Raw genomic sequence first — 24642 nt, 5'->3', positions numbered from 1 at the left:
AGTTTATGTCGTTAATTAGTATGTCAGGTGCCTGGCTGTCATTCAGTGACTCGCCGCTGTTGGATAACACCGAATTACACATCGAGCCGAACGAACGCGTCTGTCTGGTTGGCCGTAACGGCGCGGGTAAATCGACGCTGATGAAAATCCTTAACCGAGAAGTGCCGCTGGATGACGGCCGTATCGTGTATGAGCAGGACCTGATTGTTGCGCGTCTGCAGCAGGATCCGCCGCGTAACGTTGAAGGCACGGTCTTTGATTTCGTTTCTGAAGGCGTGTTCGAGCAGGCTGAACATCTGAAGGCGTATCACGCCATTTCGCATCTGGTTGAAACCGATCCGAGCGAAAAGAACATGAACAAACTGGCGCAGGTGATGGAGATCCTCGATCACCAGGGCCTGTGGCAGCTCGACAGCCGCATTAATGAAGTGCTGCTGAAACTGGGTCTGGACGCGGATACAGAGCTCAAATCTCTGTCCGGCGGCTGGTTGCGTAAAGCTGCGCTGGGTCGTGCGCTGGTCAGCGCGCCGCACATTTTACTGCTCGACGAACCGACCAACCATCTTGATATCGAAAGTATCGCCTGGCTGGAAGATTTCCTGAAAGAGTTCCAGGGCAGCATTATCTTCATTTCCCATGACCGTTCTTTCATCCGTAACATGGCGACCCGTATTGTCGATCTCGATCGCGGCAAACTGGTGTCTTATCCGGGTAACTACGAAGAATATCTGCTGGCGAAAGAAGAAGCCCTGCGCGTTGAAGAATTGCAGAACGCAGAGTTCGACAAAAAACTGGCACAGGAAGAAGTGTGGATCCGCCAGGGCATCAAGGCACGTCGTACCCGTAACGAAGGCCGCGTTCGCGCATTGAAAGCCTTACGTCAGGAGCGTTCTGAACGTCGCGAAGTCATGGGCACCGCTAAGATGCAGGTCGTTGAAGCTTCGACTTCGGGCAAGATTGTCTTCGAAATGGAAGATGTCAGCTACGCGATTGCCGGTAAGCAACTGGTGAGCCACTTCTCCGCGCAGGTGATGCGTGGCGATAAAATTGCGCTGGTTGGCCCGAACGGCTGTGGTAAAACCACCTTGCTTAAACTGATGTTAAGTCAGATTAAGGCCGACAGCGGTCGCGTTCACTGCGGCACCAAGCTGGAAGTGGCGTACTTCGACCAGCACCGCGCCGAGCTTGATCCGGAACGTACAGTGATGGACAACCTCGCCGAAGGTAAGCAGGAAGTGATGGTGAATGGCCGTGCACGCCACGTGCTGGGCTATCTGCAAGACTTCCTGTTCCATCCGAAACGTGCAATGACGCCGGTAAAAGCGCTGTCCGGCGGCGAACGTAACCGTCTGCTGCTGGCAAAACTGTTCCTGCGTCCAAGCAACCTGTTGATCCTCGATGAACCGACCAACGACCTGGATGTGGAAACGCTGGAACTGCTGGAAGAGATGATCGACAGCTATCAGGGCACCGTGATGCTGGTGAGCCATGACCGTGAATTTGTTGATAACTCGGCCACCGAATGCTGGATTTATGAAGGCAACGGCGTGATTAACAGCTATGTGGGCGGTTATTTTGACGCACAGCATCAGCGTCGTAACCAGAAGCCAATTCGTCAGGCTGTTGTCACGGAAAATAAACCGGCGGCGCAACCAAAAGCAGAACCGGCCAAACGCACGGCAAATAAGCTCAGCTATAATCAACAGCGTGAACTGGAACAATTGCCTCTGCAAATCAGCGCAATGGAAGAAAAAATTGAAGCTCTGCAACAGAAGATGAGTGATGCTGATTTCTTCACACTTCCTCATGAAGAAACACAGAAAGTGCTCACTGCTTTTGCTGCCGCAGAGCTGGAATTAGAGCAGGCGTTTGAACGTTGGGAAGCGCTGGAAGCGCAGAAAAACGGCTAACACTGCATTACGATTGGCAACCGGCGTAATGGAAATCCGGTTGCCACTATCCTTTGCCTTTGCGCTGTTGAGGAGTCGATAGTGTGTTCTGACGCCCATGACAATGACCCGCACATCCTGTGTCCCCAATGCGACATTCTGGTGGCCATACCTGGTCTGAAAATAGGGCAAAAGGCCGTTTGTCCCCGTTGCCATACGACGCTGACAACCCGCTGGAATGAGCCACGCAGACGTCCTGTCGGTTATGCAATCAGCGCGTTATTCATGCTGTTGCTGGCCAACCTTTTTCCTTTCGTTAATATGAACGTTGCCGGGCTGAGCAGTGAAGTGACACTGGTGCAGATCCCGCAGGTTTTGGTTTCTGAAGATTACGCCAGTATGGCGTCTCTGTTTATGATCGTGGTGCAACTGCTTCCGGCGGTTTGCATGCTCTCGATTATCCTCCTTTGCTACGGCAACAAAATTCCGGTTCACTGGAAAGTGAGCATCGCGCGTACGCTATTTCGGCTGAAAAGCTGGTGCATGGTGGAGATTTTTCTCGCCGGTGTGTTGGTGAGTTTCGTCAAACTGATGGCGTACGGTGATGTGGGGATTGGCACCAGCTTTATCCCCTACGTTTTGTTTTGCCTGCTGCAACTGCGCGCTTTTCAGTGCACTGATCGCTTCTGGATGTGGGAACACATCGAACCCGCACCTGAACTTGTTCAGCCGTTACGGGTAGGCGAGAGCGGTTTGCGCCAGGGGCTGCGCTCCTGCCATTGCTGCATGGCGATTCTGCCTGCGGAGCAGGAAGTGTGCGGGCGCTGTAAAAGCAAAGGCCACGCGCGACGTAAAAATAGTTTGCAATGGACGATGGCCCTGCTGGTGACGTCTATTTTGTTATATCTCCCGGCCAATATGCTGCCGATTATGATCACGCAGGTTCTCGGGAATCCGATGCCTTCAACGATCATGGCCGGTGTTGTGCTGCTGTGGAGTGACGGCTCTTACCCTGTGGCAATGGTGATTTTCATCGCCAGTATTATGGTGCCGACATTAAAAATGATCGCCATTGCCTGGCTGTGCTGGGATGCCAACAGTAATAAGCAAATCGACAGGGAAAGGTTGCATGTCATTTATGAAGTTGTTGAGTTTGTTGGCCGCTGGTCAATGATTGACGTGTTTGTTATTGCGGTGCTGTCAGCCCTGGTAAGAATGGGGCAACTGATGAGTATATATCCGGATATCGGCGCGCTGCTGTTTGCAGGCGTTGTCATTCTTACGATGTTCGCCGCCATGACGTTTGACCCAAGGCTCATTTGGGATCGCGCTGGAATGAAGTCTGCAAAGGAGCCACAAGATGGCAGGAAATAACATGGCAGAACACGACGGAACTGCCAAAGTCGAAAAAATTAAACGCTGGTCTCCGGTGTGGATTGTGCCGATTGTCACGGCACTGATCGGGGCCTGGATCCTGTTTTATCACTACAGCCATCAGGGCCCGGTAGTCACGCTCATTACTACTACCGCGGAAGGCATTGAAGGCGGCAAAACCACCATCAAAAGTCGCAACGTGGACGTGGGCAAAGTGGAGACGGTCACGCTCAGCGACGACCTCCAGCAGGTCATCATCAAAGCCCGTCTGAATACCGGTATGGAAAAAATGCTGCGTGGCGATTCCGTATTTTGGGTGGTCAAACCACAAATCGGGCGCGAGGGTGTTTCCGGCCTCGGTACGTTGTTGTCCGGCGCATATATTCAGCTACAGCCCGGTAGTAAAGGTGGCGAGAAAGAAGAATATAAGCTGGACGATTCACCACCGCTGGCGTCACCGGATGCGAAAGGCGTCCGTGTTATTCTGGAAAGCGAGCGTTCAGGGCAACTGAATCCGGGCGATCCGGTGCTGTTTCGTGGTTATCAGGTCGGTACGGTTGAAACCAGCCACTTTGATCCTAAAGCCCGTAACATCAAATATCAGCTTTTTGTCCGTGCGCCATACGACACGCTGGTGACCGACAATGTGCGTTTCTGGAAAGACAGCGGAGTGAATTTCGACATGTCCGCCGCCGGTATGCGTGTGGAGATGGGGTCACTGACGACGCTGTTTAGCGGAGGCGTAAGCTTCGATATTCCGAACGGCTGGACGCAGGGCGCTGAAGCGAAAAATGGCGATAACTATCAGCTGTTTGACGATCAGAAAAGTATTCAGGAATCACTGTATACGCGTCATATGGACTACGTGATGTTCTTCTCGGATTCCATCCGTGGGCTGCAAAAAGGCGCGCCAGTAGAATTCCGCGGTATTCGTCTCGGTACTGTGGCCGAAGTGCCGTTCCCGATGAATGTGCTTAATCAGCAAATGTCAGATGATTACCGCATTCCGATCCTGATCCGTATCGAACCAGACCGCTTCGCACAGTTGTTGGGCAGCAATTTCAATATTGACGATCATATCCGTGACGGCATCGCACATGGTCTGCGCGCCTCCATGAAATCAGCCAACCTGCTGACCGGGGCGATGTATATCGATCTGGATTTCTATCCGAACGAGAAACCGTGGAAAGGGCCGCTGGAAATTGCCGGACATAAACTGCTGCCGACCGTGAGCGGCGGGTTTGCGCAAATCCAGCAGAAACTGATGACGACGCTGGATAAAATCAACAATCTGCCGATTGAGCCGATGATGCGTGAAGCGACCAGCACGCTGGCTGAAAGCCAGAGAACGATGAAATCTACGCAGAAAACCATTGAGTCTCTGAACGCGATTGTCTCGAGCAAAGAGATGAAAAATTTGCCTGCGGATATGCAGCAGACGCTCATTCAGCTTAACCGTAGCCTGAAAGGCTTCCAGCCTGGCTCACCGGCCTACGGCAATTTGGTTGGCGATATGCAGAGTCTGGATAAAACGCTGCGTGAGCTTCAGCCGGTATTGAAAACGCTGAATCAGAAAAGTAATGCACTGATTTTCGCCGCCCCAGGGCAAGATGATCCTCAGCCGAAGAAGGCCAAATAATGATGAAATGGATACCTGTCGTCTTAGTATTATTCCTGTCTGCATGCAGCAGCAGTAACGAGAAAACGTATTACCAGTTGCCGGTACTTAGCAGCACGCCAGTGGCGGGCAGCACGATGGCATCCGGTTCAACCGCGCAGCGTCATTTGTGGGTAGAACGGGTGAGTGTGGCTGATTATCTGGCAGGAACCGGGTTGGTTTATCAGACCAATGATGTGCAATATACACTGACTCAGAATAATCTCTGGGCCAGCCCGCTGGATCAGCAGCTTCAGCAATCCCTGGTGACCTATCTGCGCCGAGATTTGCCGGGCTTCCTGGTTTCTTCGCAGGCGGGCGGTTCTGACGATCAGGATGTGCTGAACGTGAATGTCACCGGCTTCCATGGCCGCTACGATGGTATCGTGGTGGTCAGCGGCAGCTGGACGCTGACGCACGCTGGGCAGACAGTTCAGCGTGATTTCGCGCTGAACCTGAAACAAAACGAAGACGGTTATGATGCACTGGTCAGAACGCTGGCGACAGGCTGGCAGCAAGAAGCAGGCCAGATTGCATCACAGATAAGATGACAATTTTTTAAGCTTAATATTTTTTAAGTTAAAGACAAAAAATCCCGGTTTCTGACTTTTCAGACACCGGGATTTTTTTATGACGATCAGCCAGATGAGCATTACGCTGGCGCGATTAGTTTGCGCGCAATCGAATAATATAGCTCACGAATGTGACATTGGCGTGAATTTTGCGCATTGACCTCTCCTGCGATTGCGGCTATTTGTTAGGTGTGGACGCAGAAGCGCTCCACTGTTTTCTTTCCACCTGACCTGAATAATGAGGGATACAAGGCATGAAGAGACAAAAACGCGATCGCCTGGAACGGGCACAATCACGTGGATATCAAGCAGGTATTGGCGGACGCTCTAAGGAGATTTGTCCGTACCAATCATTAGATGCCCGATCACACTGGCTCGGGGGTTGGCGACAAGCCATGGAGGACAGGGCCGTTACCGCTTAAGCGGCTCCCCTGTCAGAATAAGGAACGACCTCCGCTGCGCGCGGAGGTTTTTGTTTTTGGCTCTCTCAGCTGAACTTTAAAAGATCATAAAAAAACGGCGAGCACAGGGCTCACCGTTTGTCTGGCATGAACTGAAAGGGCTCTTAGAACGCCGCCGCGTCTTTGAACAGGCCGACTTTCAGATCCGTTGCAGTATAGATAACTACGCCATCAACCAGAACTTCGCCATCTGCAACGCCCATGATCAGTTTACGGTTGATCACGCGTTTGAAGTTCAGGCGGTAAGTGACAAGTTTAGCCGTCGGTAATACCTGACCGGTGAATTTCACTTCACCCACACCCAGTGCGCGGCCTTTGCCTTCGCCACCGAGCCAGCCCAGATAGAAACCTACCAGCTGCCACATTGCATCCAGACCCAGACAACCCGGCATGACCGGATCGCCGATGAAGTGGCAACCAAAGAACCACAGGTCAGGATTGATATCTAATTCAGCTTCAACATAGCCTTTGCCATGGGTGCCGCCATCTTCCTGCATCTTCACGATGCGGTCCATCATCAGCATGTTGCCTGATGGTAATGGAGGGCCGCCTGCACCGAACAGTTCACTGCGGCCAGAAGCTACGAGGTCTTCTTTCGTATAGGAATCGCGTTTATCTACCATGTTCTATGTAAGCCTTATTTTAATGAAGGGCGGAGCTTAGCTTACAGCTGTAAGCTGAACAACTCCGATCAGCTGTGGTTGAACCAGTTCAACCAGCGAAGAGGCCACGGATAGCGGGGGCTGCCCTGAGACGTGACAAGTGCAATACGCTGCTGAATTAATCCCAGCAAACTTGCACGCTCTTCTTCAGCTTCTCCTTCGTTGGAGTAAATCAGTCCGGTCAGGATAGGCAGCGCTTCGTCTGCGCTATCGACTGCCCATAAGTGAAACTGGCCGTCGCGAACGGCGTCAATCACCTGCGGATGCAGGCACAAATTACGCACGTTGCTGGTTGGCAGAATGACCCCTTGTTTACCGGTCAAACCGCGACGCTGACAAACCTCGAAGAAACCTTCGATTTTTTCGTTCACGCCACCAATAGGTTGCACATTCCCAAACTGATCGACAGAACCGGTCACCGCAATTTGCTGGTTAATCGGCTGCATCGACAGCGCACTAATCAGCGCGCAGAGTTCAGCAAGGGAAGCGCTGTCGCCGTCCACTTCACCGTAAGACTGCTCAAACACAATCGAAGCGGAGAAGGGCAGAGGCTGGTCGAGTTCTAACTCGGAGATCAGGAATGCCTGCATAATCATCATGCCTTTCGCATGAAGATTGCCACCTAATTCTGCCTTGCGCTCAACGTCGGTAAATTCGCCGTCGCCGGTGTGTACGACACAACTAATGCGCGAAGGTTCACCTAAAGCACGCGGATGACCCGGATATTCCAGAACAGAGAGGCCGTTGATCTGCCCGACCACTTCTCCTTCAGTTTCTATGCGGATTTGCCCAAGCTCAATTTCATCCTGCATACGTTCCTGCAGGTAACTTTCGCGCCATGCACGTGCGCTGGACGCGGCTTCCAGCGCCTTGGCGCTCAGCAGCTCATCTTCATTATAAAGGGCAGCTTCACTGAGTTGCGCGTTCAGCCAGACCGGATCGAGCGTCAGACTGCCCTGATCGGTGCTCTGGCGGATTGCCAGCTTAAAGAATTCAGGCCATGCATCGGCAGCAAGGCGGGGAATTTCCAGCTCATCGGCCAGCGTGTTGACATATCCACACCAGGTTTCCATGTCGCTTTCTTCTGTCAGCGGCAGGTCAGCTTCAAATTCGCCATAAATGGCAGAATCCATCAGCTCCGGTTCCATGTCACTCAGATCGCCCAAAGAGAGACGGTCGCCAACCAGAATCAGACGGAGATCCAGTGGCATAGGGGGAATGGTAACCGGTAAAGGTTTGGTTTCATCAGGGGAAACCCAGTGATACATGCCTTCGGTGATCATCTGTTTCAGGCGAAGCCACATCAGCGGTTGAGCGATGAGTGTGCGGATAGACAGCACCAGAACACCGCCATTAACCTGATGAACCAGACCAGGTTCGAGCTGGATGAGATCTTTATGCACACGAACACAGCCAAACAGCTGCTCCGGCTCAAGCCACTCGCGATACTGGCAGGTGAACTTCGCAGCAAAAGCATCTTCCGCTGATTTTGCCGCGAGCAGGGTGACCTTACTGCCTTCAATATGATAGCGGTTGCCAGTCACTTCAGTGGGTTCAGGCAACAGATCGTTTACCGCCTGAGCAATGCGTGACAGATACTCACGGTTTTCCTGCGCCTTAAGCGTCATAAAGCGAGGGCGCGAGCGGGGATGACAAAACAGCGTTAAACCATTTTCCAGCCGGGGCTGTGTTCCAGCGAAATCGACAGGGGCTAACTGGGCTGCCGTTGCAAATATTGCCTCATAAGGCGCGGAGTCAGGCAGTAAAAGCTGCCAGTCAAGTCGGTTATTGGTCAATGTGTTAGCTGTTTTCTATAAAAAGGGAAAGAGCGATTATACAAGAATAAATCCGGCTGCATACAATGAGAGTCGCGACTGAACATGGCTTAGTGCACATTGCTGACCAGGTGCGCAAAAAACGGACAATATATGCAGGTTTATTTGGGGTGAAAATTGAAATAAAGCTGTTATGCTTAGTAAAGTTACGGGGTCACCGAAGAGTTCACGATGAAATATCAGCAACTGGAAAATCTTGAAAGCGGTTGGAAATGGAAGTACCTGGTGAAGAAACACCGGGAAGGTGAGCGGATCACCCGTCATCTGGAAAACAGTGCCGCACAGGAATCCGTGAACCAACTTCTCAGTCTGGAAAATGAGCCAGTGAAGGTCACGGACTGGATTGTGAATAACATGAATCCGGCGCTGGAAAACCGGCTTAAACAAACTATTCGTGCACGCAGAAAACGTCATTTTAATGCTGAACATCAGCATACCCGTAAGAAATCCATCGATTTAGAATTCCTCGTCTGGCAGCGGCTGGCAGGCCTTGCACAGCGTCGTGGTGCAACGTTATCGGACACCATCATTCAACTGCTTGAAGACGCAGAACGAAAAGAGAAATACGCCAACCAGATGTCTTCACTCAAAGAAGACTTACAGCAAATCCTCGGTAAACAAGACCTCTGAGCCTTTTTGTATCTCTGGTTGAAAGGTTTCTCCTGTTGTATTCGAATCGCTGAATTTAAAGCATAAAAAAACCCCGCCGAGGCGGGGTTTTTAGTATCTATCGTTAAAGCTAAAGAGTGTTATTAAGCCTGTGGCTGAGTAACAGTATCTTTGTAGCCTTTAACTTCGATTTCTACACGACGGTCTGGTGCCAGGCAGTCGATCAGAGCAGCACGGCCTTTAACGGAGTCACAGGTAGAACCAGTAACTGGGTTAGATTTACCTTGGCCTTGTGCAGAGATTTTGTTCGCAGGGATACCTTTAGATACCAGGTAATCCACTACGCTCTGTGCACGTTGCTCAGACAGTTTCTGGTTGTATTGTTCTGAACCGATACGGTCGGTGTAACCCAGAACGATAACTGAACCGTCTTTAGGATCGATTGAACTCAACTGGCTGTACAGCTGATCCAGAGCCTGTTGGCCTTCTGGTTTCAGAGTCGCTTTGTTGAAGTTGAACAGAACGTCAGACTTCAGAGTGAATTTCTTAGTTTCCACAACTGGAGCTGGTGCTGGAGCTGGTGCAACAACTGGTGCTGCAACATCATCCTGACCGAAACGGTAAGAAACACCTACAGACAGCATGCCGTTGTCTGGACGTGCGCCAACAGTCTGCGCGTCGCCGATGTTGTTAACCCACTGGTAATCCAGACGGGTAGCCCAGTTTTTGGTCACTGCGTATTCAACACCAACAGCTGCCAGTGGAGAAACACCGGTGTCGTGATCGCTTACGCGCTCACCAGTACCACCGAAGTTACCTTTGGAGTCTGCACGCCAAACCATACCACCCAGACGGGTATACAGGTCCAGATCGTCAGTCAGCGGGTAGCTCAGTTTAGCAGCCAGCTGAACGCCTTGTGCTTTGAACGCGCCGTTGTTTACGCTGCCTTTGTAAGGCATGCGGCCAAGCCAGTCATATCCCATTTCAAAGCCCAGGTATTGGTTCGCTTGGTAACCCAAGAACGCACCTGCACCCAGTTGGCTATCGTGGGTAGGGCCGTTGCCGATACCTTCGTAAGCATTTGCGAAACCAGTGTCATGGTATTGGGACCAGCCCAATTTACCACCGGTATACCAGGTGTTATCTTTAGGGGCGGCTTGCGCTACGGTAGCGAAACCTGCCAGTGCCACTGCTAATGCGATAGCTGTCTTTTTCATTTTGCGCCTCGTTATCATCCAAATAGGCAATTGAGCTTTAAGCTTTAAGCCCTTGGTTAAAATCCTTACGCCAAGATTCTTGCTTCAATTAAGAACTTGCCACTTTACGTTGGCATTATAGAGCAACCTTGGCGTTGTAAAGTCTACAACGTGGCGCGAAACTTACAAGCTTGAAGTGTTAACACCGTGGAAAAAAAGGGAAAAACGTACACATTTCTTAACGGCTTTGACTAATTGTTGACAAAAACTGGAGATAATCTGAGGTCGGAATACCCATTTTTACTGGGTTTGAAGCCGGTTTCAGCACAAATCACTAAGTTCCATACTATTTTCGTAGGAACATTCCTATTTTGAACTAATGGTATACAGAAGAGTGAATTTTTACTGTGGAGTGATGTCCACTAGCTGAATTCTGTTCATTTGTTGGCTTCATAATGAACCCATATGACCCTCCATGACGTGCTGCAATTTGCAGTCTTTCTCTTTCTGAATCATTCAAATCGGGTAACCACCCAAGCACAACACTGTAATTCCCTGTGAGCAACGCTTTTTCCATTGCATCAACTGTAGACATCGCTGTGATTTGATTTACCTGCACCATTTTATCGACCGGCAAACCAGATTGAGATAACCAGTGACGGCTCAGTTTCTGCTGAGGCGTGAGCCATAACAACCAGCGGGATTGCATACCCAAATGCTGAAGCAGTGGCAGAAGTAACTGCGCAAATGCTGGCTGGCTCGCACTATAAACGAACTCCGTGATCAGACCATTATTCAAGGACGCAGACGAATTTACCTGTGTGTGGGCGACGGGCAAAGCAGACTGACTAAAATGATGATTTGTAAGATGTTGAGTGCGCATAGTGATATACCCCAGTAGGTTACTGTATGAATGTACAGTACTCTGGCGATGGGCAAAGATCAACCCAATTTTTCCAAGACATCTCGCAAATTTTGAAGGGAATATCCTCTGGCTGCATTTTATGTTTGTTGCCCATCTCTACATTGCGTATTTTGCTTTTAGCAGTACAGGTAACTTACATGGGATATATGGAATGAACATGAAAAGGATAACGCGATGATAAATCAATCAAAAAAAAGAGTGCTGGAGTGTCTGGAAATTTTTGCTTCTCTGGGGGACGTACGTGCCCGTACCCAGTTTGGCGGCTTCAGTTTATCTGCTGATGGAGCCATGTTTGCATTGGTCTCAGACGGAGAATTATATCTGCGCGCCAGTGCTGAAACTGAGGCACATTTTTGCCGGAAGAAGATGGAGAGATTGATTTATCGCAAGCGGGGAATGGATGTGAAGTTACGTTATTTCAAAGTTAATCCGGCGCAGTGGGACGATACCGAGGCTGTGCGGAAACTGGGTAAATACTCACTTAAAGGAATGCTGCGTGAAATCGAATTGCGCAAAAATAACGAAGCCGGGCGGCTTAAAGATTTACCGAATCTTTCTCTGGCTCTGGAGCGGTTGCTCTGGCAGGTGGGGATAGCAAATTCGGGCGATCTGCGCACACAAGGCGCGTGCAAGACCTACCTGAAACTCTGCGCAATGAAAAAGAAGAACCTGGGTATTAACTTGTTAATGGCGCTGGAGGGCGCCATTTTGGGATATCACGAGGCCGCTTTGCCGATGGCTTCCAGAGAAATACTGACTCAATGGTTTAACCACCAGCAAGAGCAGCCATTCGACACGATGCACTAAGTTTCACCGGATCCTGACGGGCTGTCAGTCATGGCTCTGAACGGGCAGAATTTTACTGTTAAGACTGGTGAGCTCTGGAAGATGGGCCACCAGCAATCCGATTTGTTGCAAGACAAGCTGTTCTTTGCTGTCTGAATCGGTCGTCCGCATCTGGATCCTTGCCGTCAGTTGCTCCAGGGCTTTTTCTATCCGCCCGGATTCAGAAGGCAAATGGTGCAGTGCGCCATCAACACAGCAGACCGCGTCATCAAGCAGTCTCAGGGTTTCGGTATCACCGAGTTTTTCACGATGCGCCCCCAGCGCTGAAATGAAACTCAGCATGGTGTGATTAAGACACAGCAAGCGAAACGCCGCTTCAAGCGTGGCAGGGTCGTTGTTTTTCTCCGAACTCATATTCGAAACCACCGATGCCAGCTCAGCATCGCAGTTATGCGCGTCACGCCGAGCCAGACGGTAATCCAGACTGTTATCTTTGCCCTGATGGTATTGCACTAATATCGCATCCAGATACCGGCAGTTTGCGTCGAACGTTTTGCTGACGACTTTATCAATCTGCCTGAATTTCCAGTCCGGCCAGATGAACGTCACGGCGGCCCATGCAATCGCACAGCCAATCAGCGTATCGATGATTCGGGGTATCGCAATCTCAAAACCCTCTCCCAGCAAGTTGAAGCACAGCAACACCAGCAGGGTGATGAACATCGTCGCCTGCGCGTATTGCACGGTGCGGAAGGCAAAGAACAATAATCCGCTGATCACAATCAGGATCATTTGCCCTTCAACCGAAGGCACGAAGTATAAAATCGGAATGCCCAGAGCAATCCCGGCCAGTGTCCCGATGATTCTCAACGCCAGCCTGCGGCGGGTCGCGCTGTAGTTCGGCTGACAGACAAACAGGCTGGTCAGCAAAATCCAGTAACCGTGGCTCAGGCCGCTGACCTGTATGAATACGTAGCCGATAAACAGCACCACCGACATGCGCACTGCATGACGAAACAGGACAGACTGCGGCGTGAAATGCCGGGAAATACGTAGCCAGATATCATCCAGCCCGGTGAGCTTATCGTCGACGAACGGACTTTTGCCTGTCTGGTTTTCCGGTAATGATTGCTCTGATTCGATATTCGCCAGCTGCGCGTCAATCGCGTGCAAATTCCTCAGAAGATGGCGAAGAGCCTGGAGCATTTCCCGGTGCTCGCCCTGATATTCCAGTCGTTTCAGCGCTTCTTCAAGACGGGAAAACGCCCGCTCGAACTGGCTGTTGTGCGTATATTTCTGGCGATACAGGATGCACTGGGAAAGCTGCAAACAGGCGCGGGCCTGCATACTCATCAGACGCTGAAAACGGAAAAGAATATCGCTGTGGTGAAACTGCTCGCTGAGTTTGAGGTATTTCACATGCGATGAGCTTGCGCGCTCATGAATATCCTGTACCACAAAATAATAGTGCAGGGTCCGGCGAGTACCTTTCTGTCCGCGGTCACCTTTCAGGCGGGTTTGCAGCGTATTTTTGGTCTGATTCAGCGTAGAAACCAGCTGGCCGTTAGCCATGGCCAGTTCCACCAGTTGCTGATTATTATCTTCCTGATCGGGGTCAAAAAGCGTCGCTTTAGCTTCCAGATAAGCCGCCAGCTGCGTGAAACAGCGGGAAATCTGATCCTGGAGCGGCCGGATAGGGAAAATAATATGCCCGGCCAGCGTCAGCAGGTTATACCAGATGGCGCCGGCGAGCAGGATCAGAGGCTGCTGATACCAGATGTGATACATGCTGGTGCCGAGCATTGTATAAATCGCGATGAGCAACGCACCGAACGCAATCGTGGCATACCGTTGTCCAAGTGCGCCCAGCAGGATAAAACCGCAGGTTGAAATCATCAGCCCGGGTGCGAATAACCAGGGATAGGGAAACAGCAGTTCGATAGACGCTGAAGCGATAAAAAAGCAGACCAGAGTGATCAGCAAATTGCGTAAGCGACCTGCCAGACGATCGTCCAGATCGGCCAGCGCAGCCGCTACCACGCCGAGCGTCAGAGGGATGGTCAGCGTTATCTGACCCAGCCACCAGGGCATTGCGGCGGCACCCGCCAGCGCAATGAAAATCCTGATGTGGTAAAGCACATTGCTGTTATAGGCATAGCGCCTCAAACCCGGTGCAATAGAAAGCACGGAAAAACCCCACGGTTAACATCAAAAATGAAAAATCAGCGAATGCGTCCGTTTTTTAGCTGACGGCTGGCATTGGCTTCACGAACTTGTTTTGCCAGTTCGACGGAGACCACTCTTCGCCCTACCGGCCAGAGCGCGATGGCTGCGATTTTAAAGTTCGCGATGCCCACCGGAATACCGATAATACTGATACATTGAGTGATGCCGGCCAAAATGTGTGACAAGCATAACCACCAGCCGAAAAAAATAAACCAGAAGATATTCAACAGGGTTCCGCCACCGGACATCAGCGCGCTGCGTTTTTCCGGGTATAATTCGTCAACATGCACCGCTTCATTGCCAAAAGGCATCAGTGAAAGACGGGTGATCTCCCAGCAAGAGCGGGTCAGCGGCAGGGTGAATATCAGCACAATGCTCACCAGCGTGGCGAATAGCCAGGCGAGGGTGGTAAAAAAACCGCCTAAAACGAAGTTAAGAATATTGAGTACAGTGCGCATATCGACTCTTCCCGAAGATATTAATAAGTTGAAAAATTTCAGGTTAACTAAAAAGAAACACCGTCTTATTCTACCCTGTTTTGGAATGTGGATCGCCTCTGCAAATCAAAGGTAAACTCTTAAAACGACTTGCATGTAAAATAAGAAATATTACTTTTCCGTCAGGAATTAAAGAGAAAAAACGGTGTGATGATATGGAATTGAAATCGACCTCTTTCGGGAAACATCTGGCGCAGCATCCCTATAATCGGGTGCGTCTGCTTAATGCAGGCGTAGAAGTCAGCGGCGACAAACATCACTACCTGATCCCTTTTAATCAGCTTATCCAGATCCGCTGTAAGCGTGGCATTGTCTGGGGCGAGCTTGAATTTGAATTGCCCGAGGCAAAAGTTGTCCGCCTGCACGGCACTGAGTGGCAGGAAACGCAGCGTTTTTATCAGCACCTTCTCAAAATCTGGCAGGCCTGGAGTGAGGAGATGAGTGGCGTCAGCGCGGGCGTTCTGCACGGGCAAATTGAAAAAATCACGCACATTGAAGAACAGGATAAGTGGTTTAAAAGCGCCGATCTGGCTGACGTCCAGAAAGACATCACCGGGGCATTTTCCGCCATTCCTGTCCCCGTCGGGCGTCTCAATGATTTCGATAATTGCCGCGAAGATTATCACACCTGCTTACGCTGGCTTGAGCAGGGAAAACGCAGCGTCGATAAACGCAATCTGGCCTGGACTGACCGGGTGATTGCGGAAAATCAGGACTTCTTTGATACCGTCGAAGTTTCTCCGCTAAATGAAAGTCAGTGTCGCGCGGTAGTGAATGGCGAAGACGCGGTTCTGGTGCTGGCAGGTGCTGGCAGCGGCAAAACCTCGGTGCTGGTGGCGCGCGCAGGCTGGTTGCTGCACCGTCAGGAAGCGGTACCGGAGCAAATTCTGTTGCTGGCGTTTGGACGTCAGGCCGCGGATGAAATGAACACGCGTATAAAAGAACGTCTGCATACCGACGGGATCAAAGCCAAAACGTTCCACGCGCTGGCTTTGCAGATTATTCAGGAAGGCAGCAAGAAAGCGCCAAAAATCAGCAAACTGGAAACTGATGCTAAAGCGCGCCGCAGCCTGCTTATCAAAACCTGGCAGGAACAATGCGCTGGCAAGAAAGTGCAGGCCAGCGGCTGGCGGCAGTGGATGACCGATGAGCTTGAATGGGATGTGCCGGAAGGCGATTACTGGAAGAATAAATCGCTGGCCGAACGTCTGGGCAGCCGTCTTGAGCGCTGGCTGAGTCTGATGCGTACGCACGGCGGGAGCCAGGCCGAAATGATTGAGAGCGCACACGAAGACGTGAAAGACCTGTTTTCTAAGCGCATCCGCCTGATGGCTCCGTTACTGAAAGCCTGGAAAACGGCGCTAAAAGAAGAGGGCGCGGTGGATTTCTCCGGGCTTATTCATCAGGCTGTGAACATTCTGGAGAAAGGTCGCTTTGTCAGCCCGTGGAAACACATTCTCGTCGATGAATTTCAGGACATTTCCCCGCAGCGCGCGCTGTTGTTGTCGGCATTGCGCAAGCTGAATAAGCGCACCAGCCTGTTTGCGGTGGGCGATGACTGGCAGGCGATTTACCGTTTCAGCGGTGCAGAGCTTTCCCTGACCACCGCTTTCTCAACACACTTTGGCGAAGGGGCTCAGTGCGCGCTGGATACCACTTACCGTTTCAACGACCGCATCGGTGAAATCGCCAATAAATTTGTTCAGCAGAACCCTTATCAGCTGAAAAAACCGCTGAACAGCCTGACGAAGGGCAACAAGAAAAACGTGGTGATCTTGCCGGACGAACAGCTGGAAAAACTGCTGGATAAGCTCAGTGGCTATGTCACTGCCGATGAAAAAATTCTGGTGCTGGCGCGTTATCACCATTTACGGCCGCAGATTCTGGAAAAGGCCGCTACCCGCTGGCCTAAGCTGAATCTTGAATTTATGACGATCCACGCCAGTAAAGGTCAGCAGGCGGAATACGTCATTATTGTCGGCCTGCACGAAGGCAACGACGGCTTCCCGGCACCGGCGCGTGAATCGGTGCTGGAACAGGTCTTATTGCCGGAACCGGAAAACTTCATGGATGCCGAGGAACGGCGGTTACTGTATGTGGCGATGACCCGTGCGAAGCATCAGGTCTGGTTAATGCAGGATAAAGCACGTCCTTCCGTTTTTGTGGAGCAGCTGGAAGATATCGGCGTTCCGGTGCAACGAAAACCCTGACAACACAACGCCCGGCAAATGCCGGGCGTTGTGTTGATGAAGGTGTGACGAATACGCAGTTGTGCGCATCATTCTTTCAAACGTGCCCACAAGTAACGCTGATAATCAGGGATAGTAATATCCACTTCTGACTGGAAAAGCGGCGACGCAATCAGGAAATCCGCCGTCGCCACATTGGTGGCGACCGGAATATTCCATACAGTTGCCAGACGCAGCAGGGCCTTAACATCCGGGTCGTGAGGAACGGCATTGAGCGGATCCCAGAGGAAAATCAGCAGATCAATTTTCCCTTCCGCAATCAGTGCGCCAACCTGCTGGTCACCCCCCATCGGGCCACTCAGCATGCTTTTTACCGTAATCCCGGTGCTACGCTGAACCATATTTCCGGTGGTGCCGGTGGCATAGAGAACGTGTTGCGACAGTTCAGCGACGTTTTTATCCACCCATTTCATCAAGGTATTTTTGCAGTGGTCATGCGCGACCAGGGCAATGTGTTTTTGTTTGGCGATCGTACGGGTCGTGTATTCCATCTAATTCCCTTCAACGCGTAAGTAAGAGTGGCTCACAGAATACTGAAACTCCGTTTTACTGCATAGCGTGGGGGCAACAAATCGACGTTAAGAAAGAGAATGCGTGATGCAGATTAAGTTACGACGCGCGTTCTTGTTTTTCCGGCAGTTTAAACCAGAGTAAAAATTGTTCGATACCCGCATTGGCGGCCAGACGCGTCCAGAGCGGATGAAGATCAGCGATGGAAATTTGCGAAGGAACATCACTTGCCAGCGCTGATTTTCTGTCGGTATTACCTCGGGCAAAAGAAGGTACGGCAGCGCGTGCACCGGATAAGTTATACGTCATCATGAGCTTTTCAGCGGCAGCCGTATTACCCGGGGTAAACAGGCTCAGGACATCGCGTTGGGTTACCAGAGTTTTTCCCTGATCATCCACCAGCTGATAATTCATTTGCTGACTGAACTGGGCGGTGTCTTTTTCATTGCTCAGCGAAGGCAGGATGAAAGAAACCGAGCGACTTCCTTTGGCATTGAATGTGACGATCAATGCCGGAGAGTGATAAATCTGCGCGTTTTGCGCAGCAGCAGGGTGCAGATTCTTGCTGACCTGAAACAAAATCTGATGCTGCCCGCCATCCAGCTCAAGGCTGTCCGCGCCTTTCAGAATAGCGCCAGACATCTGTTTGCCGTCGATCACCAGCACATCCACATCCGCAGACAGTTTGAGTGAGGTCGCAGAAGCTGACGCCATCAGGCTGAAGCTCGCTAATGCGACCAGCGCACGACAGACTTTCATTCTTCTCTCCTCAGACACACCATTGCTCATCCTCCATTATTCAGTAATGGTGATTGTGTGTCAAAGTTTTACAAAATGTTTTAATTTCACATGAGGCAATTCTGCACACCGATCCTTTTTGCGCCGGGCCCTGTCGAAACTGTCAGGCTGCGTTACACTTAGCGGATACAGGTCAAAAGGAGATAACCCCGTGCAAGACAATGATATTCGCAAAATTCTTGAGGACGTAAAAACGATCGCTCTGGTGGGTGCCAGCGACAATCCTGGCCGCCCGAGTTATGGCGTCATGGCTTATCTGCTTTCTCAGGGATATAAGGTTATTCCGGTCAGTCCGAAACTGGCAGGGCAGGAACTGCTGGGGCAAAAAGCGGTGGGATCGCTGGCTGAAATCGCAGAACCGGTGGATATGGTCGATGTTTTCCGTAACGCGGAAGCCGCTTACGGTGTAGCGCAGGAAGCCATCGCAATTAAAGCAAAAGTGCTGTGGCTGCAACTGGGCGTGATCAACGAACAGGCCGCTGTGCTGGCAAAAGATGGCGGGCTGAAAGTGGTGATGGATCGCTGTCCGAAAATTGAAATCCCGCGGCTGGGTATGGAAAAGTAACTGCCGCAGGCAGTAATTAGACGAAAAAACCGGCCAAAAATAGCCGGTTTTTCATTATGCGGGCGCGGGATAATCAGTTGCGCAGACGCGGTGCCTGTAACTGACTGCGGATAGAAGCGGCCAGGTCATCCAGAGACGTTTGTTCCGGGTGCGAGCGGGCAGCTTCATGGTCAATCTGAATTTCTGCCAGATACGTGTGTACCGGCTGGCCTTCTTCATCTTCCATTACCACGTGATACCAGGGCGCGGCACGCATTGAATCGTCAGCGGCGACGTCATCGACGCCGGGTTTTTCGAGTGAATATTCAGCGTCGACATCAATTACCACGCCTAAATAGCCTAACAGTCTGTGGCGAACCTGCTGGCCGATACCGTATTTGCTGGCAATCATAGTCATCTCCCAAAATCATCATTAATCTCTATATGGAGATAAAATGTGCTATTTCAAGTTTTGACCGCTTAATCTGCTAAAAATTCTGCGACGCGCTGCCGGAACAGCACGTCGTGATCATCGGATTAATTCATCACCAGACAGGCGAAGCCCTTCAGGTACAAACCTTCAGGATACGCGCCGGTCACCGGGTGATCGGCAGCCTGACGGAACTGCTCTACGAACTGAATTTCCCGGCCGGCATCCAGTGCGGCGTCAGCGAGGATTTTCTGGAACAAATCGGTTGGCAGCAGGCCGGAACAGGAGAAGCTCAGCAGAATTCCGCCCGGACGCAGCAACTGAATCGCCAGCATATTAATATCTTTATAACCACGACAGGCGCTTGCCAGCTGGTTTTTGTTCTCAACAAATTTCGGCGGATCCATCACAATCATGTCGAACTGCTGGCCTTCCGTGCGGTATTTACGCAGCAGCTGGAAAACGTCTTCGCGGACGAATTCGGCTTTCGATAGATCCAGTTTGTTCAGCTCAACGTTCTGACGCGCAACGTCAAGCGCGGCCTGAGAGGTATCTACGTTGGTGACTTTGGTGCAGCCGCCCATCAGCGCAGACACGGCGAACGCGCCGGTGTAGGAGAAACAGTTCAGCACATTGCGGCCAGCTGCGTAGCTGCGTGCAGCAAAGCGGCTGTCGCGCTGATCAAGATAGAAGCCGGTTTTATGGCCTTCTTTGATATCAACCAGCAGGCTCATACCGTGTTCCTGAATCGGCAGCAGGGCAGGGGGTTCTTCACCGACGACGTGACCCTGAACCAGCTCCAGGCCTTCTTTTTTACGCACCGCAACGTCGGAACGATCCCAGATGGCGCATTCCGGATAGCAGTGTTGCAGCGCGGCAATCAGAGGTGCGCGCTGGTATTCTGCACCAGCAGATAGCAATTGCAGCACCAGGAAATTCTGGAAACGGTCAATGGTGATGCCCGGCAGACAGTCGGATTCACCGGCAATCAGACGGTAGCCGTCCAGCCCGTCACGTTTGGCGATATAATCACGCCAGCTTTGCGCCTGCTGTAAACGGCGGATGAAAAAATCAATATCGATGTCTTCATCTTGTTTAAAAGTCCAGACACGGGCACGGATCTGGGATGACGGCGAATAAGCACCGCGCGCCAGCCATTTCCCCTGACTGTCTACAATATCAATAGTGTCGCCGGAATTGGCTTTACCCTCGAGGCGCTGAACAGCGCCGGAAAACACCCATGGGTGGCGGCGTAAAAGTGATTTTTCGCGGCCTTTGGCCAGAATTAAACGTGCAGTCATAAAATTAGGTTCTGTCGGTTCGGAGACAAAAAAGAGCGACATTGTCCGGTCATGCAGGTGAAATTGCAACGAACCATACCGCTAACGGAGAGAAATATTATGGCAAAAGTCAGTATAGCCGCCTATGTCTACGGCAGGGTGCAGGGGGTCGGTTTTCGTTTTGCGACACAACATCAGGCTACCGGGTTAGGGCTGACCGGTTATGCAAAAAATCTTGAGGACGGCAGCGTCGAGGTGGTGGCGTGCGGCGAACAGGAGAAAGTGGATCAGCTGCTAGCCTGGCTGAAACAGGGCGGCCCGAAACATGCGCGGGTTGATCGCGTGCTGAGTGAGCCCGCCGCTCCCGGTCATTACACCGATTTCAAAATCAAATACTGAAACATTACAGGCATTTTACCGGTTTTGGCAGGCCTGCGATTTTTGTCGCCTGTTTGGCCGGGCCTTTCGGGAACAGCCTGAACAGATAGCGGCTGTTGCCTTTCTCTTCACCGTATTTCTGTGCCATCGCTTTCACCAGCATGCGCACGGCCGGTGATGTATTGAATTCGAGATAAAACCCGCGCACGAAACGCACCACTTCCCAGTGCGCATCGGTAAGCTGAATGCCTTCTTCTTCTGCAAGCAGCGGTGCCATGCCTTCCTGCCAGTCATTACTGTTTTTCAGGTAACCCTGAGCGTCGGTTTCTATTACCTGACCGTCGAATTCCAGCATACAACCTCTGACCTGTAAAAATGCAGACGACAGTTTAGCAAAAAGCCCCGTCTGACAAAATAAAAAGCCCCGCACGGTGGCGGGGCTGGAACGAATTACGTGTGTAATCAGTTACGTGATGACATCCCAAGAATGCTCAGCAGGCTGACAAACACGTTGTAGAGCGAGACATACAGGCTGACCGTGGCGCGAATATAGTTGGTTTCGCCGCCGTGAATAATATTACTGGTCTCCCACAGGATCGCGCCCGCTGAGAACAGAATAAACAGGCAACTGATCGCCAGTGACAGCGCCGGAATTTGCAGGAACAGGTTCGCGATCACCGCCACCAGCAGCACCACAAAGCCCGCCATCATCATGCCCGACAGGAACGACATGTCTTTTCGCGTTGTCAGCACGTAAGCCGAACAACAGAAGAAGACCAGAGCCGTACCGCCAAGCGCCAGCATAATAATGTCACCGGCACCCACGGAAAGCAGGGAACTCAGCAACGGTCCGAGCGTGTAGCCCATGAAACCGGTCAGCGCGAAGGCTGATAAAATACCCGCCGGGCTGTTCGCCGTGCGGTAAGTCAGGAACATCAGGCCATAAAAACCGACGATAGTCAGCAGGAAGCCTGGTGCAGGTAAGCGGAGAACTGTACTCGCCGTCGCAGTGATCGCCGAAACGCCGAGCGTCAGTGCTAACAGGAAATAAGTATTACGCAACACCCGGTGTGTGCTTAACAACGAGCCTGCGCGTGATGACGTAGAGGCAGCGTAACGATCCATAATAAAATTCTCACTTTTAACAAAACGTTGGAGTCGGTGAAAATACAGTCAGACTGGAGTGTAAGTAGTTGCGTGACGTCATTAAAGACGTTTTACCCTTCTTTACCTCTCTAAGCGCCGCCAGGCGGGGTTTCCTGATGCCAAAATCGCCGTAATGATGCTTAAATCGTCGCTTAAGAACCGAATGCCTGTTTTTCAGGCAATTGAATGTAATCAGGCTTTACAACCCGATCGGCTATGTTTATAGTTCGCTTCGTTGCGGAGGGGTGGCCGAGCGGCTGAAGGCACCGGTCTTGAAAACCGGCGATGGGAAACCATTCAAGAGTTCGAATCTCTTCTCCTCCGCCATATACAACACAAGAAAGCTGCTAAGAAATTAGCGGCTTTTTTTGTCTCTGAAATTTGTGAAGCTGATTTAAATGCTCATTAAATCAACAAAGTAGACTGAAAATAATGTTTGCATCTTTTTTCCGGTCTTGTATACTACGCCCCGTACTGAACGACTGACGTCGCGAAGTGCTTGTTGTTTACGGAGGGGTGGCCGAGCGGCTGAAGGCACCGGTCTTGAAAACCGGCGATGGGAAACCATTCGAGAGTTCGAATCTCTCCTCCTCCGCCATAAACAACACATTGAAGCTGCTAAGCAATTAGCGGCTTTTTTTGTGTCTGAAATTCGTCTCACTCCGCAATGGCTGTATTTTCTTCGCCCGCTTCTATCTGCCCGTATTGCCGTGGCGAACAGCCGAGCGTCCGTTTAAACGCCGTGCTGAATGCACTTTCTGATTCATAACCCAATGACAATGCGACACTGGAAACCGGCTCGTTGCCGTTTGCCAGCCGGTCTCCGGCCAGCAACATGCGCCAGCGCGTCAGATATTCCAGCGGCGCGCTGCCGACGGCCTGTTTAAATTTCAGTGAGAAGACCGAGCGCGACATGCCTGCGCGTTCTGCCAGCGTCTGAACCGTCCACCGGTGCGCGGGATTTTCATGCATCGCGTTCAGTGCTTTTGCTAATTGCTTATCCGCCAGTGCGGCAAACCATCCGCTGGCCCTGCGTTCTGGCGCGTTATCGACGTGCATCCGCAGCGCCTGCACCAGCATCATGTGCGCCATATGCTGCGCGATAAGCAAACCGCCGGGGCGTTCGTCGCGCAGTTCCTGCATCATCTGTTCCACCGCCCAGCGCAAACTGTCTTTGTCGGATTCTTTTGAGATATGCACAACCGGCGGCAGCATCGCCAGCAGGGTCGGGGCGTTGGCTCCGCTGACGGCAAAACGGCTGCCGGTCAGGAAGAAATCTTTGCCGCCATTACACGACACCGTGCCGCCGCCGCGCGCCTGTTCAAAAATCGGCCCTGCATCGACCGGTGAAATACTCAGATCGCTGGCAAGCCGGAAAGGGCGGCCGCTGGGCAACACGAAACAGTCTCCGGCTTTAAGATGGACCGGTTCAGGCACCGATTCGACGGCCAGCCAGCATTCGCCGGTAATAATCGCATTGCATTTAATTGACTGATAATGAGAAGGAAATTGCACGGACCAGTCTCCACCGGCTTCAAAACCTTTGGACATATAGCTGCGTGGTTTGAGCAGCGACAACACATCAGAAAGTGGATCCATCAGCGACTCCGGACGATTACAAAGATATTACGGACATTAGCGCATAGATCGTCTTTTCTCCAGCCCCTATATTTCATGGCGTAGTCTTTCATTTTTTCAGAGAACACAGAGGAAATTGCCATGCGTGTATTTGTAACAGGAGCAACAGGTTTTGTCGGTTCTGTGGTCGTGGAGGAATTGCTGCGCGCGGGCCATCAGGTGATCGGGCTGGCCCGTTCGGACGCGTCAGCGCAGGCGCTGAAAGGGGCCGGAGCCGGTGTGATTCGCGGCAGTATTGAAGATCTGCAAAGCCTGAAAGCAGGCGCGGCGCAGTCCGACGGCGTGATCCACACTGCGTTCATTCATGATTTTTCTAAATTTATTGAGAACTGCGAAAAAGACCGGCTGGCAATAGGCGCGCTGGGAGAGGCGCTGGCGGGAACGGAAAAACCGCTGATCGTGACGTCCGGCACGGCGCTGGTGAATAACGGCCAGCGGGTGACGGAAAAGGATTTGCCGGATCCGCAGGGCGGAAATCCGCGCGTGGCGTCCGATCTGGCCGTCGCCGCGCTGGCAGAACAGGGCGTGCGGGTTTCGCTGGTGCGCCTGCCGCCGTCCGTGCATGGCGCGGGTGACCACGGTTTTGTGCCGATGATCATTGCGATGGCGCGGGAAAAAGGCGTATCGGTGTACATTGGCGAAGGCAAAAATGTCTGGCCTGCGGTTCACCGGCTGGACGCGGCGAAAGTGTTCCGGCTGGCGCTGGAAAAGGGCGCGCATAATGCGGTTTATCATGCGAATGCCGAGGAAGGCGTGCCGTTCCGCGAGATTGCAGAAATGATCGGCAGACACCTGAATATTCCGGTTGAAAGCAAAACGGCAGAAGCCGCCGCGGCGCATTTTGGCTGGTTTACCCACTTCGCGGGGCTGAGTAATCCGACGTCCAGCGAACTGACCCGCAGGGTTTTAGGCTGGAAACCCGAGCATCAGGGCTTGCTGAAGGATATCGATACCGCCGGATACTTTGATTAATTCCTCGC

At 51.7% G+C, this 24642-nt stretch carries 24 protein-coding genes and 2 tRNA genes; 13 read left to right on the top strand and 13 right to left on the bottom strand.

The features are described 5' to 3' along the window. Positions 1-5: 5 nt before the first annotated feature. The 5 genes from J1782_RS09860 (at position 6) to rmf (ending at position 5914) form a co-directional block, all read left to right on the top strand. Positions 6-1910 carry an ABC transporter ATP-binding protein gene (locus J1782_RS09860; protein WP_217153060.1) on the top strand — a complete coding sequence of 635 codons (1905 nt, stop codon included), beginning with the start codon at positions 6-8 and terminating at the stop codon, positions 1908-1910. Positions 1911-1988: 78 nt separating this feature from the next. After that, positions 1989-3263 (top strand): membrane integrity-associated transporter subunit PqiA, encoded by a 1275-nt coding sequence (gene pqiA / locus J1782_RS09855; protein ID WP_370530235.1) that lies wholly within the window; start codon positions 1989-1991, stop codon positions 3261-3263. Next, positions 3250-4902, top strand: coding sequence for an intermembrane transport protein PqiB (pqiB, locus tag J1782_RS09850; protein ID WP_371819761.1), 1653 nt, complete (start codon positions 3250-3252; stop codon positions 4900-4902). The genes pqiA and pqiB overlap by 14 nt, the downstream gene beginning before the upstream one ends. After that, positions 4902-5471, top strand: a complete 570-nt coding sequence (gene pqiC / locus J1782_RS09845; RefSeq protein ID WP_208950619.1) for a membrane integrity-associated transporter subunit PqiC — start codon at positions 4902-4904, stop codon at positions 5469-5471. The genes pqiB and pqiC overlap by 1 nt, the downstream gene beginning before the upstream one ends. A gap of 275 nt (positions 5472-5746) precedes the next feature. Further along, on the top strand, positions 5747-5914 hold the full coding sequence (rmf, locus tag J1782_RS09840) for a ribosome modulation factor (RefSeq protein ID WP_013574871.1): 168 nt from the start codon (positions 5747-5749) through the stop codon (positions 5912-5914). Between the two features lie 143 nt (positions 5915-6057). Here the strand turns inward: rmf and fabA are convergent, their stop codons facing one another. Together fabA and J1782_RS09830 are read right to left on the bottom strand one after the other, a co-directional pair. Beyond that, complete coding sequence (fabA, locus tag J1782_RS09835; RefSeq protein ID WP_013574872.1) at positions 6058-6576, bottom strand: bifunctional 3-hydroxydecanoyl-ACP dehydratase/trans-2-decenoyl-ACP isomerase; 519 nt, start codon at positions 6574-6576, stop codon at positions 6058-6060. Positions 6577-6644: 68 nt separating this feature from the next. Next, positions 6645-8411, bottom strand: coding sequence for a Lon protease family protein (locus J1782_RS09830; protein WP_152324131.1), 1767 nt, complete (start codon positions 8409-8411; stop codon positions 6645-6647). A 210-nt stretch (positions 8412-8621) separates the two neighbouring features. Here J1782_RS09830 and matP point away from each other — a divergent pair, with 210 nt between their 5' ends. Next, positions 8622-9080: a macrodomain Ter protein MatP gene (gene matP / locus J1782_RS09825; RefSeq protein WP_195812770.1), complete on the top strand. Its 459-nt coding sequence runs from the start codon at positions 8622-8624 to the stop codon at positions 9078-9080. A gap of 122 nt (positions 9081-9202) precedes the next feature. On the opposite strand, the gene ompA is transcribed toward matP, so the two are convergent. Further along, positions 9203-10276 (bottom strand): porin OmpA, encoded by a 1074-nt coding sequence (ompA, locus tag J1782_RS09820; protein WP_152324706.1) that lies wholly within the window; start codon positions 10274-10276, stop codon positions 9203-9205. A gap of 355 nt (positions 10277-10631) precedes the next feature. Then, the gene (gene sulA, locus J1782_RS09815) at positions 10632-11138 is read right to left on the bottom strand and encodes an SOS-induced cell division inhibitor SulA (protein WP_217153059.1); all 507 of its coding nucleotides are present in this window, start codon (positions 11136-11138) and stop codon (positions 10632-10634) included. A 216-nt stretch (positions 11139-11354) separates the two neighbouring features. On the opposite strand from sulA, the gene J1782_RS09810 reads away from it, so the two are divergent. Further along, positions 11355-11987 (top strand): TfoX/Sxy family protein, encoded by a 633-nt coding sequence (locus J1782_RS09810; RefSeq protein ID WP_165058064.1) that lies wholly within the window; start codon positions 11355-11357, stop codon positions 11985-11987. Between the two features lie 24 nt (positions 11988-12011). On the opposite strand, the gene yccS is transcribed toward J1782_RS09810, so the two are convergent. Both yccS and J1782_RS09800 read right to left on the bottom strand, forming a co-directional pair. Next, positions 12012-14153, bottom strand: coding sequence for a YccS family putative transporter (yccS, locus tag J1782_RS09805; RefSeq protein ID WP_208950616.1), 2142 nt, complete (start codon positions 14151-14153; stop codon positions 12012-12014). A 35-nt stretch (positions 14154-14188) separates the two neighbouring features. Beyond that, positions 14189-14650, bottom strand: coding sequence for a YccF domain-containing protein (locus J1782_RS09800; RefSeq protein WP_152324126.1), 462 nt, complete (start codon positions 14648-14650; stop codon positions 14189-14191). A gap of 194 nt (positions 14651-14844) precedes the next feature. On the opposite strand from J1782_RS09800, the gene helD reads away from it, so the two are divergent. Further along, positions 14845-16899 (top strand): DNA helicase IV, encoded by a 2055-nt coding sequence (helD, locus tag J1782_RS09795; RefSeq protein ID WP_217153058.1) that lies wholly within the window; start codon positions 14845-14847, stop codon positions 16897-16899. Between the two features lie 68 nt (positions 16900-16967). Here helD and J1782_RS09790 read toward each other — a convergent pair whose 3' ends face one another. Next, the gene (locus J1782_RS09790; RefSeq protein WP_152324124.1) at positions 16968-17429 is read right to left on the bottom strand and encodes a methylglyoxal synthase; all 462 of its coding nucleotides are present in this window, start codon (positions 17427-17429) and stop codon (positions 16968-16970) included. A gap of 118 nt (positions 17430-17547) precedes the next feature. Beyond that, positions 17548-18207, bottom strand: coding sequence for a DUF2057 family protein (locus J1782_RS09785; RefSeq protein ID WP_217153057.1), 660 nt, complete (start codon positions 18205-18207; stop codon positions 17548-17550). 190 nt (positions 18208-18397) lie between these two features. Here J1782_RS09785 and J1782_RS09780 point away from each other — a divergent pair, with 190 nt between their 5' ends. Further along, a complete protein-coding gene (locus J1782_RS09780) occupies positions 18398-18811 on the top strand; it encodes a CoA-binding protein (RefSeq protein ID WP_152324122.1) in 414 nt (137 codons plus the stop codon). Between the two features lie 73 nt (positions 18812-18884). Here J1782_RS09780 and hspQ read toward each other — a convergent pair whose 3' ends face one another. Both hspQ and rlmI read right to left on the bottom strand, forming a co-directional pair. Then, a complete protein-coding gene (hspQ, locus tag J1782_RS09775) occupies positions 18885-19202 on the bottom strand; it encodes a heat shock protein HspQ (protein WP_104921500.1) in 318 nt (105 codons plus the stop codon). Between the two features lie 125 nt (positions 19203-19327). Next, positions 19328-20521 carry a 23S rRNA (cytosine(1962)-C(5))-methyltransferase RlmI gene (gene rlmI, locus J1782_RS09770; RefSeq protein ID WP_208950614.1) on the bottom strand — a complete coding sequence of 398 codons (1194 nt, stop codon included), beginning with the start codon at positions 20519-20521 and terminating at the stop codon, positions 19328-19330. 99 nt (positions 20522-20620) lie between these two features. Here rlmI and yccX point away from each other — a divergent pair, with 99 nt between their 5' ends. After that, the gene (gene yccX / locus J1782_RS09765) at positions 20621-20899 is read left to right on the top strand and encodes an acylphosphatase (RefSeq protein WP_165058054.1); all 279 of its coding nucleotides are present in this window, start codon (positions 20621-20623) and stop codon (positions 20897-20899) included. 4 nt (positions 20900-20903) lie between these two features. On the opposite strand, the gene tusE is transcribed toward yccX, so the two are convergent. Beyond that, a complete protein-coding gene (tusE, locus tag J1782_RS09760) occupies positions 20904-21233 on the bottom strand; it encodes a sulfurtransferase TusE (protein WP_152324119.1) in 330 nt (109 codons plus the stop codon). 107 nt (positions 21234-21340) lie between these two features. Continuing rightward, positions 21341-22003 carry an FtsH protease modulator YccA gene (yccA, locus tag J1782_RS09755; protein WP_152324118.1) on the bottom strand — a complete coding sequence of 221 codons (663 nt, stop codon included), beginning with the start codon at positions 22001-22003 and terminating at the stop codon, positions 21341-21343. 260 nt (positions 22004-22263) lie between these two features. Between yccA and J1782_RS09750 the strand changes: the two genes are divergently transcribed. Together J1782_RS09750 and J1782_RS09745 are read left to right on the top strand one after the other, a co-directional pair. Continuing rightward, positions 22264-22351: transfer RNA gene (locus J1782_RS09750), tRNA-Ser, on the top strand. A gap of 183 nt (positions 22352-22534) precedes the next feature. Then, positions 22535-22622: transfer RNA gene (locus J1782_RS09745), tRNA-Ser, on the top strand. A 59-nt stretch (positions 22623-22681) separates the two neighbouring features. Here the strand turns inward: J1782_RS09745 and J1782_RS09740 are convergent. Further along, positions 22682-23623, bottom strand: a complete 942-nt coding sequence (locus tag J1782_RS09740) for an AraC family transcriptional regulator (protein ID WP_217153056.1) — start codon at positions 23621-23623, stop codon at positions 22682-22684. A gap of 120 nt (positions 23624-23743) precedes the next feature. On the opposite strand from J1782_RS09740, the gene J1782_RS09735 reads away from it, so the two are divergent. Further along, positions 23744-24634, top strand: a complete 891-nt coding sequence (locus tag J1782_RS09735) for an SDR family oxidoreductase (RefSeq protein ID WP_217153055.1) — start codon at positions 23744-23746, stop codon at positions 24632-24634. Positions 24635-24642 lie beyond the last annotated feature (8 nt).

It is taken from the genome of Rahnella sp. BCC 1045, from assembly GCF_019049615.1.
In the GTDB taxonomy this organism is placed as follows: domain Bacteria; phylum Pseudomonadota; class Gammaproteobacteria; order Enterobacterales; family Enterobacteriaceae; genus Rahnella; species Rahnella contaminans.
Note: the sequence above shows the minus strand (reverse complement) of the source record. Positions and strands in the feature narration are given on the sequence as shown.

Excerpts from the sequence above, each read along its gene's own strand:
- J1782_RS09860 (WP_217153060.1), top strand. The coding sequence starts at position 6 with ATGTCGTTAATTAGTATGTCAGGTGCCTGGCTGTCATTCAGTGACTCG.
- pqiB (WP_371819761.1), top strand. The coding sequence starts at position 3,250 with ATGGCAGGAAATAACATGGCAGAACACGACGGAACTGCCAAAGTCGAA.
- pqiC (WP_208950619.1), top strand. The coding sequence starts at position 4,902 with ATGATGAAATGGATACCTGTCGTCTTAGTATTATTCCTGTCTGCATGC.
- rmf (WP_013574871.1), top strand. The coding sequence starts at position 5,747 with ATGAAGAGACAAAAACGCGATCGCCTGGAACGGGCACAATCACGTGGA.
- fabA (WP_013574872.1), bottom strand. The coding sequence starts at position 6,576 with ATGGTAGATAAACGCGATTCCTATACGAAAGAAGACCTCGTAGCTTCT.
- matP (WP_195812770.1), top strand. The coding sequence starts at position 8,622 with ATGAAATATCAGCAACTGGAAAATCTTGAAAGCGGTTGGAAATGGAAG.
- ompA (WP_152324706.1), bottom strand. The coding sequence starts at position 10,276 with ATGAAAAAGACAGCTATCGCATTAGCAGTGGCACTGGCAGGTTTCGCT.
- sulA (WP_217153059.1), bottom strand. The coding sequence starts at position 11,138 with ATGCGCACTCAACATCTTACAAATCATCATTTTAGTCAGTCTGCTTTG.
- J1782_RS09810 (WP_165058064.1), top strand. The coding sequence starts at position 11,355 with ATGATAAATCAATCAAAAAAAAGAGTGCTGGAGTGTCTGGAAATTTTT.
- J1782_RS09800 (WP_152324126.1), bottom strand. The coding sequence starts at position 14,650 with ATGCGCACTGTACTCAATATTCTTAACTTCGTTTTAGGCGGTTTTTTT.
- helD (WP_217153058.1), top strand. The coding sequence starts at position 14,845 with ATGGAATTGAAATCGACCTCTTTCGGGAAACATCTGGCGCAGCATCCC.
- J1782_RS09790 (WP_152324124.1), bottom strand. The coding sequence starts at position 17,429 with ATGGAATACACGACCCGTACGATCGCCAAACAAAAACACATTGCCCTG.
- J1782_RS09785 (WP_217153057.1), bottom strand. The coding sequence starts at position 18,207 with ATGAAAGTCTGTCGTGCGCTGGTCGCATTAGCGAGCTTCAGCCTGATG.
- hspQ (WP_104921500.1), bottom strand. The coding sequence starts at position 19,202 with ATGATTGCCAGCAAATACGGTATCGGCCAGCAGGTTCGCCACAGACTG.
- rlmI (WP_208950614.1), bottom strand. The coding sequence starts at position 20,521 with ATGACTGCACGTTTAATTCTGGCCAAAGGCCGCGAAAAATCACTTTTA.
- yccX (WP_165058054.1), top strand. The coding sequence starts at position 20,621 with ATGGCAAAAGTCAGTATAGCCGCCTATGTCTACGGCAGGGTGCAGGGG.
- tusE (WP_152324119.1), bottom strand. The coding sequence starts at position 21,233 with ATGCTGGAATTCGACGGTCAGGTAATAGAAACCGACGCTCAGGGTTAC.
- yccA (WP_152324118.1), bottom strand. The coding sequence starts at position 22,003 with ATGGATCGTTACGCTGCCTCTACGTCATCACGCGCAGGCTCGTTGTTA.
- J1782_RS09740 (WP_217153056.1), bottom strand. The coding sequence starts at position 23,623 with ATGGATCCACTTTCTGATGTGTTGTCGCTGCTCAAACCACGCAGCTAT.
- J1782_RS09735 (WP_217153055.1), top strand. The coding sequence starts at position 23,744 with ATGCGTGTATTTGTAACAGGAGCAACAGGTTTTGTCGGTTCTGTGGTC.